This window comes from Microbacterium sp. MMO-56 (assembly GCF_037146215.1).
GTDB lineage: Bacteria > Actinomycetota > Actinomycetes > Actinomycetales > Microbacteriaceae > Microbacterium.
Genome location: NZ_JBBCVW010000011.1, coordinates 14,704 through 30,528, shown reverse-complemented (window position 1 = coordinate 30,528; position 15,825 = coordinate 14,704). Strand labels below are relative to the sequence as shown.

The following is a 15,825-nucleotide window of genomic DNA, read 5'->3' as shown; positions in this document are numbered from 1 at the left end:
AGGTCCTCATGACGACTGGAATGCACGTGAGCTACCGCCTCGCGGACGCCGACCCCTGGTGGGTCGCGGCGGACGGGGGCGCCGTCGTCCTGCTGGCCCCCGCCGTCTCCGCGGCCACCGCCGACGCGGTCTGGCGCCGGCTCGGCGACGGCGGGATCGCCGCCGTCCTGGACGCGCTGACGGGGGCGTTCGGCACGTCGCTGACGGAGATCCCGCCGTTCGCGCTCGCGATCGCCGAGGCCGGCGGCGTCCGCGTCGCCGTCCGCGGCGCGATCCGCATCGTCGCCGGGTCGTCCACCGTCTCGGGTGAGGGCGTCGCGACCTGGGCGGAGCGGCTGCTCACCGACGTCGACGAGCTGACGATCGTTCCGCTCGGCGCGCCCGGGCAGCACCCGGGCGCCACTCCCGGCGAGAGTGCGCTGCCCCTGCGCGCGGGCGTCGCCCCCGCCGCGTCCGTGCACGTCTCGCTGCGCGGCGACGTCCCGGCCGGTCCGTCCTCGGCCGCACCGGGGGCGCCCGTCGAGCCGGAGGCCGAGCACGCGCCGGAGCCCGCCGCGCCCGTGCCCGCCGCCGCGCATGTGCTCGTCGCCGCGCCCGTGCCCGTCGCGCCGGAACCCGCCGCGACCGAGCCCGCCGCGTCGCTCCCGAGCGTCCTCGATCCCCTCCCGCCCATCCCGCCGATGCCACCCCTGCCGCCGATGCCGCCCGTCCCGTCCGTCCCCCCGACGGGGGACGCCACTGGTGGGGGGGAGGAGCCGGACGAGGCGGCCGCGACCGTCGACCCGAGCACCGCGACCGACGAGCCGGCGTGGGCGGAGACCATCGCGAGGCCGCCGTCCGTCGACCACGGTGCGGCCCCGGACGCCGCCGAGGAGACCCGGATCGTCGATCCCCCCGAGGCGTCGCCGACGGAGACGATCGTGTCGCCGCCGCGCCTCGCGCCGGCGCAGCCCGAGGGTGACCACGACGGTGCGACCATCTCGGTCGCCGAGGCTCGGGCTCTGCGCGCGGAGCGGGAGGGGTGGGAGTCGACCGACAACGTGCCGCCGCGCCGTCCTGCCCGCGGCCGGATCGTGCTGTCGACGGGCAGGGTCGTCGAGCTGGACCGGCCGGTCGTGATCGGCCGCCGTCCCCGCTCGACGCGCACGTCCGGTGCGGAGCTCCCGACGCTGGTGGCGGTCGACAGCCCCGAGCAGGACATCTCCCGCAGCCACATCGAGATCCGCGCCGAGGGGGAGCACGTGCTGGTGACCGACCTCGACACCACCAACGGGACGGTGCTCCTGCGCGGGGGGCAGGATCCCGTGCGGCTGCACCCGAGCGAGCCCACGATGGTCGTCACCGGCGACGTGCTCGATCTCGGCGACGGGGTCACGGTCGCCTTCGAGGACCTCCCGTGAGCGCCAAGCGACCACCCGCCCCGCCGCCCGCCCTGGCGGGCTTCACGTACGTCGACGTCCTCGGCTCGGGCGGCTTCGCCGACGTCTTCCTTTACGAACAGCACCTGCCGCGCCGCCGCGTGGCGGTGAAGGTCCTCCTCGACGGGAGGATGGCGGGGGACACCGCGGAGCAGTTCGCCGCGGAGGCCAACGTCATGGCGCTCCTGTCGACCCATCCGGCGATCGTCACGATCTATCAGGCGGGCGTCTCGGACGACGGCCGGCCGTACCTCGTGATGGAGTACTGCCCGCGCCCCAACCTCCAGGTGCGCTCGCGCGCCGGTGCGTTCTCGGTCGCCGAGGCGCTGCGGGTCGGCGTGCAGGTGGGAGCGGCCGTCGAGACCGCACACCGCGCCCGGGTCTTCCACCGCGACATCAAGCCCGCCAACATCCTCGTCACGGAGTACAACCGCCCGGCCCTCACGGACTTCGGCATCGCCACCCGCGCGGACGCGGAGGATGCCGCGGCCGGCATGTCGATCCCGTGGTCGCCGCCCGAGGCGTTCGGCGATCAGCCCGGATCGGGCGTCGCGACCGACGTCTACGCGCTCGGCGCGACCGTCTACACGCTGCTCGCCGGCCGCTCGCCGTTCGAAGAGCCCGGGGGGCGCAACGGAGGTGCCGACCTCATCCAGCGGATCGAGACCCTCCCGGTGCCGCGTCTGGACCGACCGGATGCGCCGCCGTCGCTGCAGCTGGCCCTCGACCGCGCCATGGCCAAGCGCCCCGAGGCGCGGTATCCGTCGGCGCTCGACTTCGCCCGCGCGCTCCAGCGCGTGCAGATCGAGCTCGCGCACTCCGTGACGCCGATCGACATCCTCGACGACGCGCCGGCACCGGAGGACGATCCGGACGCCGACGGCGAGCTGACCCGGGTGCGCGGCATCGTCAGCATCGAGCCGCAGACGAACCCCGCGGCCGGGCCGACGCGGCGCCGCGACCGCGCGGCGTCCGCACCGTCCGACTCGCCCGCACCGCCCGACTCCGCGAGCGCGCTCCACGCCGCCGAGGGCCCGGACGACGACCGCACGGCACGCCGGGGGCCGGTGTCGATCGCGCCCTCGTCGGGCGCGGGGATCGCGGACGACACGTCCTCGACCGTGCGCCGGGCGCCGCTCTCCGTGCCGCCACTGCTGCGGCCGGACTCCGCCTCCGCGCCGGGGGAGGTGCCGGAGGCGGCCGGCGCCGGGCCGGCGGCCGCGCGGCCGGATGCCGCCCGCCGCTCGCGCCGGCGGGTGTGGCTCGGCGTGGGGGCGGGAGCGGCCGCGGTGGTCGTCCTCGCCACCGTCGCGTGGGGGGCGAGCGTGCTCGGCGGCGCGCCCACCGCGCCGGAGGCCTCGCCGTCGGCCTCCGTGCGCCCGCAGAATCCGCTCGCCGACGTCATCCCGCCCGTCGAGGCGCTCACGGGCACGCTGCAGGGGTCCGATGCCGTGTTCACGTGGACGAATCCGGCGCCGAAGGACGGCGACGCCTACCTCTGGTATCCCTACACGCTCGCCGGCGACGGCCAGGCGGCGCGCGTCGACGCACCCACGGTGACGCTCCCGGCCGTCGACGGTGCGCCCACCTGCATCGCCGTCACGCTCCTGCGCGCCGACGGCTCCGAGGGCGACGAGCGACGGGCGTGCACCCCGTGAGCGGCGATGTGACGGTCGAGTTCGCCGGCGAGTACACCGTCGTCCCGCCCGGTGCCCCGTTCACGATCGGGCGGGAGGGGGACCTCGCTCTGGACGACAACAGGTTCCTGCACCGGCACTTCCTGCAGATCGAGAGGTCGGGAGGACTGTGGTGGCTCGTCAACATCGGCGCGCGGATGACGGCGACGATCACCGACACCGATCGACGCGTCCAGGCGCAGCTGGCGCCCGGGGCGCGGCTGCCGATCGTGTTCGGCGTCACGACCGTGGTGTTCGGCGCCGGGCCGACCACGTACGAGCTGTCGATCCACACCCCCGAGCCCGCGTTCCGCGAGACGCGACCGGAGATCCCCGAGGACGGCGAGTCGACGATCGGCGCGGTCCCGATGACCCCCAGCCAGAAGGCGCTCGTCGTCGCGCTCGCCGAGCCCGTGCTGCGGCGCGAGGGCACCGGCATGAGCGAGCTGCCGAGCTCGGCCGCCGCCGCGGAGAGGCTCGGCTGGAGCATCACGAGGTTCAACCGCAAGCTCGACAACGTGTGCGACAAGCTCGATCGCCAGGGCGTCCCCGGACTGCGCGGCGGTGTCGCCGGGTCGGCCACGAACCGCCGCACGCGCCTCGTCGAGTATGCCGTCGCCTCCCGGCTGGTCACCCGCGAGGACCTGCCCCTGCTCGACGCCCCCGTCACCCCCTGACCCCCGCCGGTCCGGCGGCCGGGGGCGGGGGAGGGAGACGTCAGCTGCGGGTCGGGCTCAGGACCTTGACGATGATGCCGCGGCGGCGCAGCTCGGCGATCGCGTGCGTCTCCTCGTCGACCGTGCGGCCGAGGGCGTGCTTGTCGGCGACCACGACGACGTCGCCCGCGGACAGACGTCCGAACAGGCGCGTGAGGCGCTCCGACCAGCTCTCCCCGGTCTCCGGCGCGGGATGGCGGAAGCCCTCGATCGGCACCCCGAAGTCGGCGAGGGCGTCGCGCTGTGCGATCACCGACGGCAGGTCGTCGCGCGCCACCACGAGGCCGACGAGGCGGGAGCCGGCCGGCCGTGCCGCCCACCAATCGGTGCCCGACACGATGACGGGGACGGCTTCGGTGATCGCGGGCAGAGCGACGGACTCGGCGTAGTCCGCCGGGGCCCGCTCGGTGGCATCCGTCTCGTCGGTCATGTCGCTCCTTCGTGTGCGCTCCATTGTCCCAGGTGCGCCGCCACCCGTGTGCGACGGGCGCCGTCGGGCCCGTGCGCCGCCGGGGACGCTCAGCCGTGCTCGCGCAGCCGGAGCTCGACGCTCAACTGGTCGGCATCGAGCTCCGCCAGGGCGTGACGGAGCGTCGGCGTCGAGAACGTCCCGCCCGACGTCAGGGCGATCAGCCGTCGGCGCATCGCCTCGATGAGGGCCAGCCGCAGTTCGAGCAGGTCGCGGGCGAACGAGGTGGAGGTGTCTCCGGGTGGTTCGGCGTAGCGCAGCCCCATCTTCTCGAGCAGTTGCGCATCGAACGGCGAGCCGTCCCGACGGTGCAGCTCGGGATCCGAGAGCGCCGTGGCGGCGGCCTCGCGCAGCTCGTCGTCGAGACGGCGCTGCTCGCCCCGATCGTCCGTCGCGGTCGCCTCGGTGCGCAGGTTCAGCCGGCGCGCGACCCAGGGGAGGGTGAAGCCCTGCAGCATGAGGCTGACGAGGGCCACGATGAAGGCGATGAGGATGAGCACCGGACGGTCATCCACGCTGCGGGGGATCGTCTGCGCGGCCGCGAGCGTCACCACGCCGCGCATCCCGGCCCAGACGATCACGACGCCGTGCTTCCAGCCGAGGGGGGACGACTGGTAGTAGTCGATGTCGGCCAGCACACGGCCTATCCGCTCCCGCATGGACTCCAGCCGCTTCTCCGACTGCTCCGGCGACGGCGCGCGTCGGCCGAACCGGCCTTCCGGCGCCCCCGAACGCCCGCGGGCCTCGGGGGATTCCGGTGCCTCCGTCGCGCGGAGTCCGTGCTCGGCGATCGCGTCGAGCCGGGCATCCATCCGCTCGAAGCGCTCGCGGTCGATCCGCCCGACGCGCGCGCGGCCCACCCAGAGCAGGGTCGCGACGTAGGCGGCCCGCACGACGAGGATGATCGCGAGGGCCGCGAGGGCGACGACGATCGGCAGGACGATCCCCTCGTGGCGGCGGGTCACGGCGGTGACGGTCTGGTCGAGTTCGAGCCCCATGATCAGGAAGATGCTGCCTTCGAGCACCAGCTCGACGGTGCGCCAGTTCACCTCGTCGGAGAGCCGCTGCTCCGGCGTGAACCAGCGTTGCGCGCCCTGGCCGGCGACGAGGCCCGCGATCACCGCCGCCACGAGGCCGGAGCTGTTCAGGTGCTCCGCCGGGAGATACGCGAGGAACGGGACGGTGAACCCGATCGCGGTGCTGGCGGCCGAGTTGCCCACCCAGGCGCGCAGCCGGATCGCGAGGCTGCCGACGATCGCACCGATCGCGATGGCGACGAACACCGCCCACACGAAGCTCAGCACGGAGGCGCCGAACGAGAAGGAGCCGGCGACGACCGCGAGGAGCGCCGTGCGCAGGATGACGAGTGCGGTCGCGTCGTTGAGCAGGCTCTCGCCCTCGAGCATCGTCGTGACCCGCGGCGAGATGCCGAGCCGCTTCGCGATCCCGGTCGCGACGGCGTCGGTCGGGCTGAGGATGGCGCCGAGCGCCACGCCGAGGGCGAAGCCGACGTCGGGCAGGACGAGGGAGAAGAACCATCCGAGGACGAGCGCGGAGATCACCACGAGGACGACCGCAAGGCCGGAGATCGGGCCGAGGTCGCGCCGGAACTCGATCGCCGGGAGGCGCACGGCGGCGGCGTACAGCAGCGGCGGCAGCACGCCGACGAGGATGAGGTCGGGATCGATCTCGGGCACGTTCACGAACGGCAGCAGACCGATCCCGAGCCCGAGCGCCACGAGCAGGAGCGGCCCGGCCACGCCGAGGCGCTGCGCGAGCGCGGTGACCACCGCGACGCCGACGACGCCGACGAGGATGACGAGGAGCAGGTCCATCGCAGTGCGGTCCCGGCGGCGTCAGAGGAGGCCGAGGCTGCGGACGGAGTCGCGCTCGGCGACGAGCTCGGCCACGGAGGCGTCCACGCGCGACCGCGCGCGCTCGTCGAGATCGACGCCCTCGACGATGCGGTACCCGGTGCCGTCGCTCGAGACGGGGAAGGAGGAGTAGAGCCCCGCGGGGACCCCGTACTCGCCGTGCGACAGCACGGCCGCCGACGTGGTCGCCGCCCCCGTGCCGAGCACGCCGTCGCGGACGTGCGCGATCGCGGCGTTGGCCGCCGAGGCCGCCGACGACGAGCCGCGCACCGCGATGATCTCGGCCCCGCGCTTCGCGACCCGCGGGACGAAGGTCTCGTCGAGCCAGGCGAGCGCCGCCGCCTCCCCGCCGAAGCGCTCGGCGAGCACATCGCGCGCCGGCCGGCCGTCCACGCGGGCGTGGTCGACGTCCGGGAACTGCGTCGCGGAATGGTTGCCCCAGATCGCCACGCCGGAGACGTCACCGACCGGCGACCCCGTCGCGAGCGCGAGCTGCGCCGTCGCCCGGTCGTGGTCGAGTCGCGTCAGCGCCGTGAAGCGCTCGCCGGGGATGTCGGGGGCGGATGCCGCCGCGATCAGCGCGTTCGTGTTGGCGGGATTGCCCACCACGACGACGCGCACGTCGTCGGCGGCGACGGCGTTCAGCGCCGCGCCCTGCGGGCCGAAGATCCCCGCGTTGGCGGCCTGCAGGTCGGCGCGCTCCATGCCGGCCGTCCGCGGGCGGGCACCCACGAGCATCGCGACGTTCGCGCCATCGAAGCCGGTGCGGGCGTCGTCGGTGATCTCGACGCCCGCCAGCAGGGGGAACGCGCAGTCCTGCAGCTCGAGTGCGGCACCCTCCGCCGCCTTCAGCCCCTGCGGGATCTCGAGCAGCCGCAGGCGCACCGGGCGGTCGCCGAGCATCGCGCCGGATGCGATGCGGAACAGGAGCGCGTAGCCGATCTGGCCCCCCGCGCCGGTGACGGTGACGGTGACGGGCGCGGCGGAGGTCGTGGCGTCGATCGAGGCATCCATGGTCCGAGCCTACGGGCGCGCCGCGGCAGGCGGTACGGTGAACCGCATGACGTTCAACAGCAACGCCGATGTGAGCGGGAGCGGCGCGAAGCGGCGCGGCCCCGGTGGCGGGATGATCGCCGGAGGCATCGGCGGTCTCGGCGCGATCGCCGTCCTGCTGCTGCAGATCTTCACGGGCGGCGACTTCTCCAGCCTGCTCACCGGGGGATCGGGCCCCGCGCAGGAGTCCGACATCGGGCAGTGCGAGACCGGCGCGGACGCCAACGCGAGCATCGAGTGCCGCCTCGCGGCCGGATCCCTCAGCGTCAACCAGTTCTGGGCGAAGCACGTCGACGGCTACCGTCAGCCTCAGCTGATCATCGTGGACCAGTCGACCCCCACAGCGTGCGGCACGGCATCCAACGCGGCCGGTCCGTTCTACTGTCCTCCCGAGGAGACGGTCTACATCGACCCCACCTTCTTCGCGCTGCTGGATCGTCAGTTCGGCGCGCACACCGGTCCGCTCGCGCAGCTCTACGTCCTCGCGCACGAGTACGGCCACCACATCCAGCAGATCACGGGCATCTTCGACCAGTACCCGCAGAACGGGACGGGTCCGCAGAGCAACGGCGTGCGCACCGAGCTGCAGGCGGACTGCTTCGCGGGGGCGTGGATCGCCGGGGCCGCCGACCAGACGGACGCCCAGGGCGTGCCCTTCCTCCAGCGGCCGACCGAGGACGAACTGCGCGACGCGCTGGCGGCCGCGGCGACGGTCGGCGACGACCACATCCAGGCTCAGTCGGGCCGGGTGAGCCCCGAGAGCTGGACGCACGGATCGAGTGCGCAGCGCGAGCGGTGGCTGCTCGCCGGGCTGCGCGGCGGCGTCGGTGCGTGCGACACCTTCGGGGCGGGGAGCGACCTGTGAGCATGCACGGACCGGCGCACCTCGACGACATCCTGTATCCGCCGATCGAGCCGTATGAGACCGGGTTCCTCCTCGCCGGCGACGGGCAGCGCGTCTACTGGGAGCAGTCGGGGAACCCCGAGGGCAAGCCGGTGGTCTTCCTGCACGGCGGACCGGGGTCGGGCACGGCGCCGTGGCACCGTCGGTACTTCGATCCGGCAAGGTACCGGATCGTGCTGCTCGACCAGCGCGGCTGCGGGCGCTCGACGCCGCACGTGAGTGCGCCGGACGCCGACTTGCGACACAACACGACGTGGCACCTCGTCGCCGATCTCGAGCTGCTGCGGCGGAACCTCGGGATCGAGCGCTGGCAGGTGTTCGGGGGCTCGTGGGGGTCGACCCTCGCCCTCGCCTACGCGCAGAGCCACCCGGACGCCGTGACCGAACTCGTGCTGCGCGGCATCTTCACCCTGCGCCGGCACGAACTGGAGTGGTTCTACGAAGGCGGTGCGGCGGCGATCTTCCCCGACCTGTGGGAGGCCTACCTCGCACCGATCCCCGTGCTGGAGCGTTCGCGGATGATCGAGGCGTACCACCGGCGCCTCACCGACCCCGATCCCGCCGTGCACGTGCCCGCCGCGGTCGCGTGGACGACGTGGGAGTCGTCCACGCTCACGCTCCTGCCCGATCCCGACCTGGTGGCGTCGATGGCCGAGCCGGAGGCCGCCGTCGCGTTCGCCCGCATCGAGAACCACTACTTCATGCACGGCGGATGGCTCCGCGAGGGGCAGCTCATCGACGGCGTCGGCGCGATCCGCGGCATCCCCGCCGTCATCGTGCAGGGCCGCTACGACGTCTGCACACCCGCCATGACCGCGTGGGACCTGCACCGCGCCTGGCCCGAGGCCGAGCTCGTCATGGTGCCGGATGCCTCCCACTCCGCCGCCGAGCCCGGGATCGCCCGCGCGCTGCGCGCCGCGACCGACCGCTTCGCCTCCGGCTCCTAGCCCCCGCCTCCGTCCGACGCCCCCCGCGCCTCGCCTCGCCCCCCGGCGCCTCGCCCCCGCCCGTCCGTCGCCCCGTCCGCCTCGCCCCCTCCGTCGCCCAGGCCGCGTCGCCCCCGTCCGCCTCACCCCCGGCGCCTCGCCCACTCTGCCGAGTGTCCAGAACACGCGGGCGCCCCCTCTCCCCGCGCCGCATGTCGTGGACACTCGGCGAGGTGCGAGGTGCGAGGTGCGAGGTGCGAGGTGCGAGGCGCGAGGCGGGCGGCGCGAGGCGGGAGGGGGCGCGAGGCGGCGGGAGGGGCCGAGGCGGCGGCGCCCTGGTAGGCTGGAGGGACTTGCGGCACCGACTCCGGTGCTTCTCGCGTCGTAGAACGCTTCCCTCGCCGCCCGGCCCCGACCGGATGATCGGCTGACATTCTTCGTACGGCGACCCTGTGCGCATCCGCGCAGAGGCCACCGATCCGGGCATCCGCGCCCAGAAAACCCCTCATGACCGATACTTCGTTCCGCACGCTCGGCGTGCCCGCCCCGCTCCTCGACGTCCTCGCGAGGGACGGCAAGACCGAGGCGTTCCCCATCCAGGTCGACACCCTGCCCGACACGCTCGCCGGGCGCGACGTGCTCGGCCGCGGCAAGACCGGCTCGGGCAAGACCCTCGCCTTCTCCATCCCGATGGCGGCGCGCCTCGGTGGTACGCTGGCGGGCGGCTCTCGCCGCGCCGGGCGCATCCTCGGCCTCGTGCTCGCCCCCACGCGCGAGCTCGCGACGCAGATTAACGCGACCCTCGAGCCCCTCGCGGCCGCGTACGGCCTGAAGACGACCACGATCTTCGGCGGCGTGAACCAGAACCGCCAGGTCGCGGCCCTCAAGGCCGGCGTCGACATCGTCGTGGCCTGCCCGGGCCGCCTCGAAGACCTCATGAAGCAGGGCTTCGTGAAGCTCGACGCCGTCGAGATCACCGTCATCGACGAGGCGGACCACATGGCCGACCTCGGCTTCCTGCCGTCGGTGACGCGCATCCTCTCGGCGACGCCGACCGGCGGCCAGCGGATGCTCTTCAGCGCCACCCTCGACAACGGCGTGGACAAGCTCGTGAACCGCTTCCTGCAGAACGAGGTGCTCCACTCGGTCGACGAGGCGCACTCCCCGGTCGCGGCCATGACGCACCACGTGTTCCACGTCGAGGGCGCGGACGCCAAGAAGGAGCTCGTCCGCACGCTCGCCTCCGGCACGAGCCGCCGCATCCTCTTCATGCGCACCAAGCACCACGCCAAGAAGCTCGCCCAGCAGCTGACGGCGCAGGGCATCCCCGCCGTCGACCTGCACGGCAACCTCTCGCAGCCGGCGCGCGACCGGAACCTCGCCGCGTTCTCGTCGGGTGCGGCGAAGGTGCTCGTCGCGACCGACGTCGCCGCCCGAGGCGTGCACGTCGACGACGTCGAGCTCGTCATCCACGTCGACCCGCCCATGGAGCACAAGGCGTACCTGCACCGCTCCGGACGCACGGCGCGCGCCGGCGCCGAGGGCTCGGTCGTGACGCTCGTCCTCCCGGGTCAGGAGAAGGACGTCAAGGACCTGCTCCGCAAGGCCGCGATCACCGCCACTCCGATCCGCGTGTCGGCGACCTCGCCGGAGGTCACCGAGCTCGTCGGCCAGGTCGCCCCCTATGTGAAGCCCGAGCCGAAGGCCGAGCAGCCGCGTCGCGGGCAGGGCGGCGGCGGGCGCAGCCAGGGCGCGAACGCGCAGCGCAAGCGCGCCGCGCGCGAGGGCGGCGCTCAGGCGTCCGGCGGTCGCGGCGGTCGTGGCGGTCAGGAGTCGACCGGCGGCCGTGGCGGACAGGGCGGGCAGCCCCGCACGGACCGTTCGGGTCGTCCTGCCGCCGAGCGCACGCAGGGTCGCCCCGCGCGGGAGCAGAACGCCGCGCGCGAGCAGCGCCCCGCGGCCTCCGGCGGTGCACGCACGACGGGTCGCCGCGCCTCGCACGGCGGCGGCGCGGGCGGCACCGGCGGCAAGCTCATGGTCGGCTCGGTCGTCCGCCCGAACGGCGGCGGCCAGCGCCGCGGCGGACGCTGACCCGCATTCACCCTCCCTCGCGAGACCGGCATATGCGCGCTTCGGCCGCCGTATGCGTGACATATGCGCGGTCTCGCGAGGACCGGGAGTGAGGACCGGGAGTGAGGACCGGGAGTGAGGACCGGGGGTGAGCACCGGGGGCCTCAGGCGCGGAAGGCGGCGGCCAGTGTGAGGGCCATGCGGGCGATGTCGCCGTCCATGCGGAAGCGCGTGAACCCCTCGCTGACGGCGGCGCCGGTGCGCGACGTCACGAACCAGGGCGGCTTCGGCAGCACCGAGAGACCGCGACCGCTCAGAAGGGTCCGTACGGAGCGGGGGAACGGCCGGAAGGGCCCCCGCACGACGGTGCGCTCGACGGGATCGATCAGGAGGGCGTTGTGGACCACGCCCATGCCGCTCGGGGCATGTTCCAGGGTGCCGCCGGGGAACGCTCCCCACGTCGCCGTCGGCGTGAGGAACCCGAAGGCCGTCCAGGCGTTCACGGCGATCGTGCCGTACCGCAGCGCGGCGAGCGACTCCTCGAATCCGACCCCGAGCTCGTGCTGGGTGGCCGGATCGACCAGGACGTTCGCCCCCAGGGTGCCGGTGAGCCGCTCGTTCGCGTGCGCCACGGCGGCATCCAGGAACTCCCGCCCGGCACCGGGCAGGTCCACCACGCCCAGCACGGGGGAGAAGTACTCGGTCGTCTCCAGCGCGGATGACTCGTCCGGTGTCGACTCGATGATCGCCCGCGTGCCGTCGCCGCACCACGAGGCATCCGGATAGGCCGCCCGCGCCGCATCGAGCTTGGCGTCGCTGTGCGGATACCACACCGGACGCGCGGGCGCCCGCTCGTACGCGCCGCGCAGCTCCGCGAGGAACTCGGCGCGCTGCGGCCAGTCGCGGCTGAGGATCACCACCTGCCCCGCGATGCAGTTGTGACCGCTGTTGTGCAGCCGCATCGTCACGACGTGTTCGGCCTGGAAGCGCAGATCCGCCCGAGACCACCGGCCGGGCACCACGATGATCGGCGACACCCCGCCGAGCTCGGCCGAAATGGGCGTGTGCAGCAGCGGACGGTGCTCGGACAGGCGCTCGTCCGCCTCGGCTCCCGTGCCCCACACGATCGCGCGGAACGTCGCCTCGGACCCCGTGATGTGCACGTGCGAGATCCCGGGATGCTGCGTGAGGAATGCCCCGACCTCGCCGCCCCCGCGCACGACCCGCAGGAACCCCGGTTCGATCAGCGGGGCGAGCGCGCGCTCGAACACGGGCACCAGGACGTCCTGCGTCGGGTTGACCTTCAGGATCGACACCCGCCCGAACGCGAGCAGCTCGTACAGCACGTCGAGGACCGGGATGGCGGAGATGTTGCCCGCGCCGAGGACGAGCCCGACTCCGCCCGCCTCGGTGGGATGCAGCTGGGCGAGTCCCGCGCGTCGCCGGGCTGTCGCCGCGTCCACGCCGGGCGGGAGCCACACCTCGGTCGTGTATCCGGAGAGGAGCAGTGCGTCGGTCGCGGTGAGCGGCGAGGTGTGCACGACGGTCCTCCCGCCCGGCGCCGTCCCCGTCCGCAGGCCCTCGAGCGGGGAGCGCCCGGCGGCGAGAGCGCCGAGGGTGTCGGCGTAGGCATCGATCGCGACGATCGCGGCATACGGTCCGGAGAGCCATTCCTCTCCGCGCAGCGGATGCCCGGGCGCGAGCCCTTTGGCGGTCGAGGCCACGTCGGCCCACTCCTCGGCCACGGCGGAGGTCGTCGTGTGCAGGCGTCGCAGGAGGGCGGCGCGCTGTCCGAGCGTCAGCGCACGCCACGCGCGGCTGCCCGTCTCGAGGTCGGAGACCGCGGCATCCAGCGACGACTGCGCGGTCTCGTCGAGCGGGGCGGCGGTCACGGCGTTCTCCTTCGAAGCGACGGCGGTCCGTCGTCGGGACGAGCCCAGCCTACGACCGCGCGGAGGACGAGGTGCCGGCGATCCGTCAGATCAGCGCGAGCTCGCGGAGCTTCGCCTCCACGTCGGCGTTCGACGGCTCGACGTGATGCGTCGCATCGGGGTACACGACGACCGGGATGTTCGTGCGTCCGGAGATGTCGCGGGCCACGTCGGCGGCCGCCGGGTCGGCGACCAGGTCGACGTAGGTGTACTCGACGCCGAGCTCGTCGAGCTGGCGCTTCGTGCGGATGCAGTCGCGGCACCAATCGGCGCCGAACATCGTGATCGCGGAGTCGGAGGTCGCGGAGGTCATGATTCCAGCGTACGTCCGGCAGCGGTGACGACGGCCGGCTCGCGCGTCGATGCCGCCGCGAGGCGCTTGGGCGCGTAGACCCAGAGCGCGTGGTACACGAAGCGCACGACGAACGCCGCCGCGAGCGTGATGGCCGCGGCCAGGACGCTCGGGATGTGGACGCTCTGCACGAGCAGCGCGAGCACCGGGATCCGCACGATCGCCTCGGCGTTGTTGAAGACGAACGACTTGATGAATCGCGTGCGCATCCGGCCGGAGTCGGCGCGCATGTCGGAGAACACCAGGTACTCCAGCAGCAGGAAGTTGCCGATGATCGTCACCTCGCTGGCGATGATCGCGGCCGGCAGGTAGTCCATGCCCAGGCGGATCAGGCCCCACATGATGACGAGGTTCGCGATCGCGCCGACACCGCCGACGAGGGCGAACGCGGACATCCGGCCGAAGCGGAGCATCGCCAGCTGCGTCAGGAATCGCATGCCCTGCGTGAAGCTCGCCTTCGACTCGCCCGCGAAGCGCGTCGCGAACGCGAACGGCACCTCGCCGATGCGCATCTGGCGGCGCGCGAGGATCTCGAGCAGGATCTTGAACCCCCGCGGACGCAGCGACGCGATGTCGATCGAGTCGCGGTCGACGAGGAAGAAGCCGGTCATCGGGTCGGTGCACCCGTGCAGCTTGCGCGGGAACATCGCCTTGGTCAGCACCGTGGAGGCGCGCGAGACCGCCGTGCGCGTCGCGCCGGCGAGCCCGCCGGCCGTGCCGCCGGCGACGTAGCGCGAGGCCACGACGATGTCGACGTCGCCGCGGCGCGCACGGTCGAGCATCCGCGGGATGTCCTCGGGTGGATGCTGCAGGTCGCCGTCCATGACGAGGCACCAGCGCGCGTCCGCCGAGCGGAAGCCCTCGAGCACGGCGCCGCTGAGGCCGCCCTCGGGGGCGTCGCGGTGGATCAGCCGCACCGGGAAGCGGGATCCCTCGGCCACACCGCGGATGACGTCCGGGGTGTCGTCGGTGGAATCGTCGACGAAAACGATCTCGAAGTCCTCACCATCGAGGGCGGAACCGATGCGGCGCACCAGTTCGGAGACGTTCCCCCCCTCGTTGAAGGTGGGGACGATGATGGAGAGGTCCATGGGGCTGCTCGCGTATCTCCGGCGGAATGTGACGCCTCAGCATATCGGCGCGACACCGGCGCCACCTGTGTGACGTCTGTCAGTGACGCATGAGGTCGCCGATCAGCCGATCTGGTCCTTCAGATCGGCGACGCCCATGCCGTAGTTGATGCGGATGCAGGGCAGGGCGAGCTTCTCGGAGCCGATCTCGACGTAGCCCTGCTCGATCGTGCGCGCCATCTCGAAGCCGGCCTCGCGCAGCCCTTCTTTGGCGGTGTCGTTCGTGTGCCCGTACGGGTAGGCCATGATCTCGGTCGCCCCCGCGGTCACCCCGATGCCGCGCAGGGCGTCGGCCGAGGCGGTCATGTCGGCGGCGATCTCGGCGGCCGAGAGGTTCACCATCTGGCCCTTGCCGTTGGCGCCCGCGGTGTGCATGGCGTTGGTGTGGGATCGCGGCAGGATGAAGCGGTTCTGCGGGGCGGCGCCGTCGACCGTGATGTCGAAGGATGTCGCCATGACCTCCAGCTGCTCGTTGATGGGCGACGCCATCGTGAGCCACGTGGGGTCGGCGTCGTCGTCGGTGACGATGACCGAGTGGTCGGGCAGGTACAGGGCGCCGTCGATGAACGCGCTCAGCTCGTCCCACGTCGGCAGGTAGAAGGCCTGGTCCTTGATGTACTGCATGTGGGCGCGGTAGTCCTCGATGTACGTGTAGTTGCCGCGCAGCCACCCGTCCTCGCCCCCGGGCTTGTCGGTGAACTGGTGGTACATGAGGATCGGCACGCGCGCCTTCGCCGCCGCCGCGGCGGCGGGCGTGGTCCACGCGCCGTACAGGGTGGTCTGATGGTCGGTGCACGAGACGAGGTCGGAACCGTTGATGCGCACCGCCGGGTTGCCCGCGCCGGTCGTCGGGTCGGCGGTGGCCGCCGCGGCGGCCGCGGGGTCGCCGTACCAGCCGGCGAACGCGCGCCCGTCCTGACGGGGGATCGGCAGGTGGTCGTAGAGCCGGTCCTGCACCTGCAGCTGCGGGTCGAGCGTCGTGCCGTCGAGGACGAACGAGACGGCGCACGCGCCCGGCGTCGCGGCGTTGTCGGCGAGCAGCTTCTCCGCCGCGGACTGCGGCGTCGCGGTGGGCGTCGGCGACGCGGCCGAGATCTCCGCCGCGTCGGGCGTCTGCGGATCCGCCGGCCCCGCACAGCCCGACAGACCGGTGACGGCGGCACCGAGCAGGAGGCCGATCGCCCAGACACGCGTGATCGGCGTGCGGTGTGTGCGGGTGCTGCCCATGTCCTACCCCCTGAGAAGGGCGCGCTCGCGCCGGAAACATCTTAGGGCGAGCTCCGGTGTGCGTATGGTGAGCGTGTGA

General features: G+C 73.3%; 13 protein-coding genes. 6 read left to right on the top strand and 7 right to left on the bottom strand.

What is annotated here, in order from left to right; all coding sequences use genetic code 11:
- Positions 1-8: 8 nt before the first annotated feature.
- The 3 genes from WFI00_RS10925 to WFI00_RS10915 are packed head-to-tail and all read left to right on the top strand — an operon-like array spanning position 9 to position 3,771.
- Complete coding sequence (locus tag WFI00_RS10925) at positions 9-1,400, top strand: FHA domain-containing protein (protein ID WP_336632392.1); 1,392 nt, start codon at positions 9-11, stop codon at positions 1,398-1,400.
- Entirely contained in the window at positions 1,397-3,076 is a 1,680-nt protein-coding gene (locus WFI00_RS10920) for a serine/threonine-protein kinase (protein WP_336632393.1), read from the top strand. The genes WFI00_RS10925 and WFI00_RS10920 overlap by 4 nt, the downstream gene beginning before the upstream one ends.
- Complete coding sequence (locus WFI00_RS10915) at positions 3,073-3,771, top strand: hypothetical protein (RefSeq protein ID WP_336642363.1); 699 nt, start codon at positions 3,073-3,075, stop codon at positions 3,769-3,771. Before WFI00_RS10920 ends, WFI00_RS10915 begins: the two co-directional genes overlap by 4 nt.
- Before the next feature lie 40 nt (positions 3,772-3,811).
- On the opposite strand, the gene WFI00_RS10910 is transcribed toward WFI00_RS10915, so the two are convergent.
- The 3 genes from WFI00_RS10910 to WFI00_RS10900 all read right to left on the bottom strand — a co-directional run bounded on the left by WFI00_RS10910 (position 3,812) and on the right by WFI00_RS10900 (position 7,167).
- Positions 3,812-4,240: a dehydrogenase gene (locus tag WFI00_RS10910; protein WP_336632395.1), complete on the bottom strand. Its 429-nt coding sequence runs from the start codon at positions 4,238-4,240 to the stop codon at positions 3,812-3,814.
- An 89-nt stretch (positions 4,241-4,329) separates the two neighbouring features.
- On the bottom strand, positions 4,330-6,114 hold the full coding sequence (locus WFI00_RS10905) for a cation:proton antiporter (protein ID WP_336632396.1): 1,785 nt from the start codon (positions 6,112-6,114) through the stop codon (positions 4,330-4,332).
- A 21-nt stretch (positions 6,115-6,135) separates the two neighbouring features.
- Positions 6,136-7,167: a malate dehydrogenase gene (locus WFI00_RS10900; RefSeq protein ID WP_336632397.1), complete on the bottom strand. Its 1,032-nt coding sequence runs from the start codon at positions 7,165-7,167 to the stop codon at positions 6,136-6,138.
- Between the two features lie 46 nt (positions 7,168-7,213).
- Between WFI00_RS10900 and ypfJ the strand changes: the two genes are divergently transcribed.
- From ypfJ to WFI00_RS10885, 3 genes are all read left to right on the top strand, one after another.
- Positions 7,214-8,071 (top strand): KPN_02809 family neutral zinc metallopeptidase, encoded by an 858-nt coding sequence (gene ypfJ / locus WFI00_RS10895; protein ID WP_336632398.1) that lies wholly within the window; start codon positions 7,214-7,216, stop codon positions 8,069-8,071.
- 2 nt (positions 8,072-8,073) lie between these two features.
- Entirely contained in the window at positions 8,074-9,057 is a 984-nt protein-coding gene (gene pip, locus WFI00_RS10890; RefSeq protein WP_336632416.1) for a prolyl aminopeptidase, read from the top strand.
- Positions 9,058-9,543: 486 nt separating this feature from the next.
- Complete coding sequence (locus WFI00_RS10885) at positions 9,544-11,127, top strand: DEAD/DEAH box helicase (protein WP_336632399.1); 1,584 nt, start codon at positions 9,544-9,546, stop codon at positions 11,125-11,127.
- A 143-nt stretch (positions 11,128-11,270) separates the two neighbouring features.
- On the opposite strand, the gene WFI00_RS10880 is transcribed toward WFI00_RS10885, so the two are convergent.
- From WFI00_RS10880 to WFI00_RS10865, 4 genes are all read right to left on the bottom strand, one after another.
- On the bottom strand, positions 11,271-12,998 hold the full coding sequence (locus WFI00_RS10880; protein WP_336632400.1) for an aldehyde dehydrogenase family protein: 1,728 nt from the start codon (positions 12,996-12,998) through the stop codon (positions 11,271-11,273).
- A gap of 85 nt (positions 12,999-13,083) precedes the next feature.
- The gene (locus tag WFI00_RS10875; RefSeq protein WP_336642362.1) at positions 13,084-13,350 is read right to left on the bottom strand and encodes a glutaredoxin family protein; all 267 of its coding nucleotides are present in this window, start codon (positions 13,348-13,350) and stop codon (positions 13,084-13,086) included.
- The gene (locus WFI00_RS10870) at positions 13,347-14,480 is read right to left on the bottom strand and encodes a glycosyltransferase family 2 protein (RefSeq protein ID WP_336632402.1); all 1,134 of its coding nucleotides are present in this window, start codon (positions 14,478-14,480) and stop codon (positions 13,347-13,349) included. Before WFI00_RS10870 ends, WFI00_RS10875 begins: the two co-directional genes overlap by 4 nt.
- A gap of 102 nt (positions 14,481-14,582) precedes the next feature.
- Positions 14,583-15,746 carry a polysaccharide deacetylase family protein gene (locus WFI00_RS10865; protein WP_336632403.1) on the bottom strand — a complete coding sequence of 388 codons (1,164 nt, stop codon included), beginning with the start codon at positions 15,744-15,746 and terminating at the stop codon, positions 14,583-14,585.
- Between the last annotated feature and the right edge of the window lie 79 nt (positions 15,747-15,825).

What these genes read in the sequence shown, in the direction of transcription:
- ypfJ (WP_336632398.1), top strand. Translation starts at nt 7,214, where the DNA reads ATGACGTTCAACAGCAACGCCGATGTGAGCGGGAGCGGCGCGAAGCGG.
- pip (WP_336632416.1), top strand. Translation starts at nt 8,074, where the DNA reads ATGCACGGACCGGCGCACCTCGACGACATCCTGTATCCGCCGATCGAG.
- WFI00_RS10875 (WP_336642362.1), bottom strand. Translation starts at nt 13,350, where the DNA reads ATGACCTCCGCGACCTCCGACTCCGCGATCACGATGTTCGGCGCCGAT.
- WFI00_RS10905 (WP_336632396.1), bottom strand. Translation starts at nt 6,114, where the DNA reads ATGGACCTGCTCCTCGTCATCCTCGTCGGCGTCGTCGGCGTCGCGGTG.
- WFI00_RS10910 (WP_336632395.1), bottom strand. Translation starts at nt 4,240, where the DNA reads ATGACCGACGAGACGGATGCCACCGAGCGGGCCCCGGCGGACTACGCC.
- WFI00_RS10925 (WP_336632392.1), top strand. Translation starts at nt 9, where the DNA reads ATGACGACTGGAATGCACGTGAGCTACCGCCTCGCGGACGCCGACCCC.
- WFI00_RS10900 (WP_336632397.1), bottom strand. Translation starts at nt 7,167, where the DNA reads ATGGATGCCTCGATCGACGCCACGACCTCCGCCGCGCCCGTCACCGTC.
- WFI00_RS10870 (WP_336632402.1), bottom strand. Translation starts at nt 14,480, where the DNA reads ATGGACCTCTCCATCATCGTCCCCACCTTCAACGAGGGGGGGAACGTC.
- WFI00_RS10865 (WP_336632403.1), bottom strand. Translation starts at nt 15,746, where the DNA reads ATGGGCAGCACCCGCACACACCGCACGCCGATCACGCGTGTCTGGGCG.
- WFI00_RS10885 (WP_336632399.1), top strand. Translation starts at nt 9,544, where the DNA reads ATGACCGATACTTCGTTCCGCACGCTCGGCGTGCCCGCCCCGCTCCTC.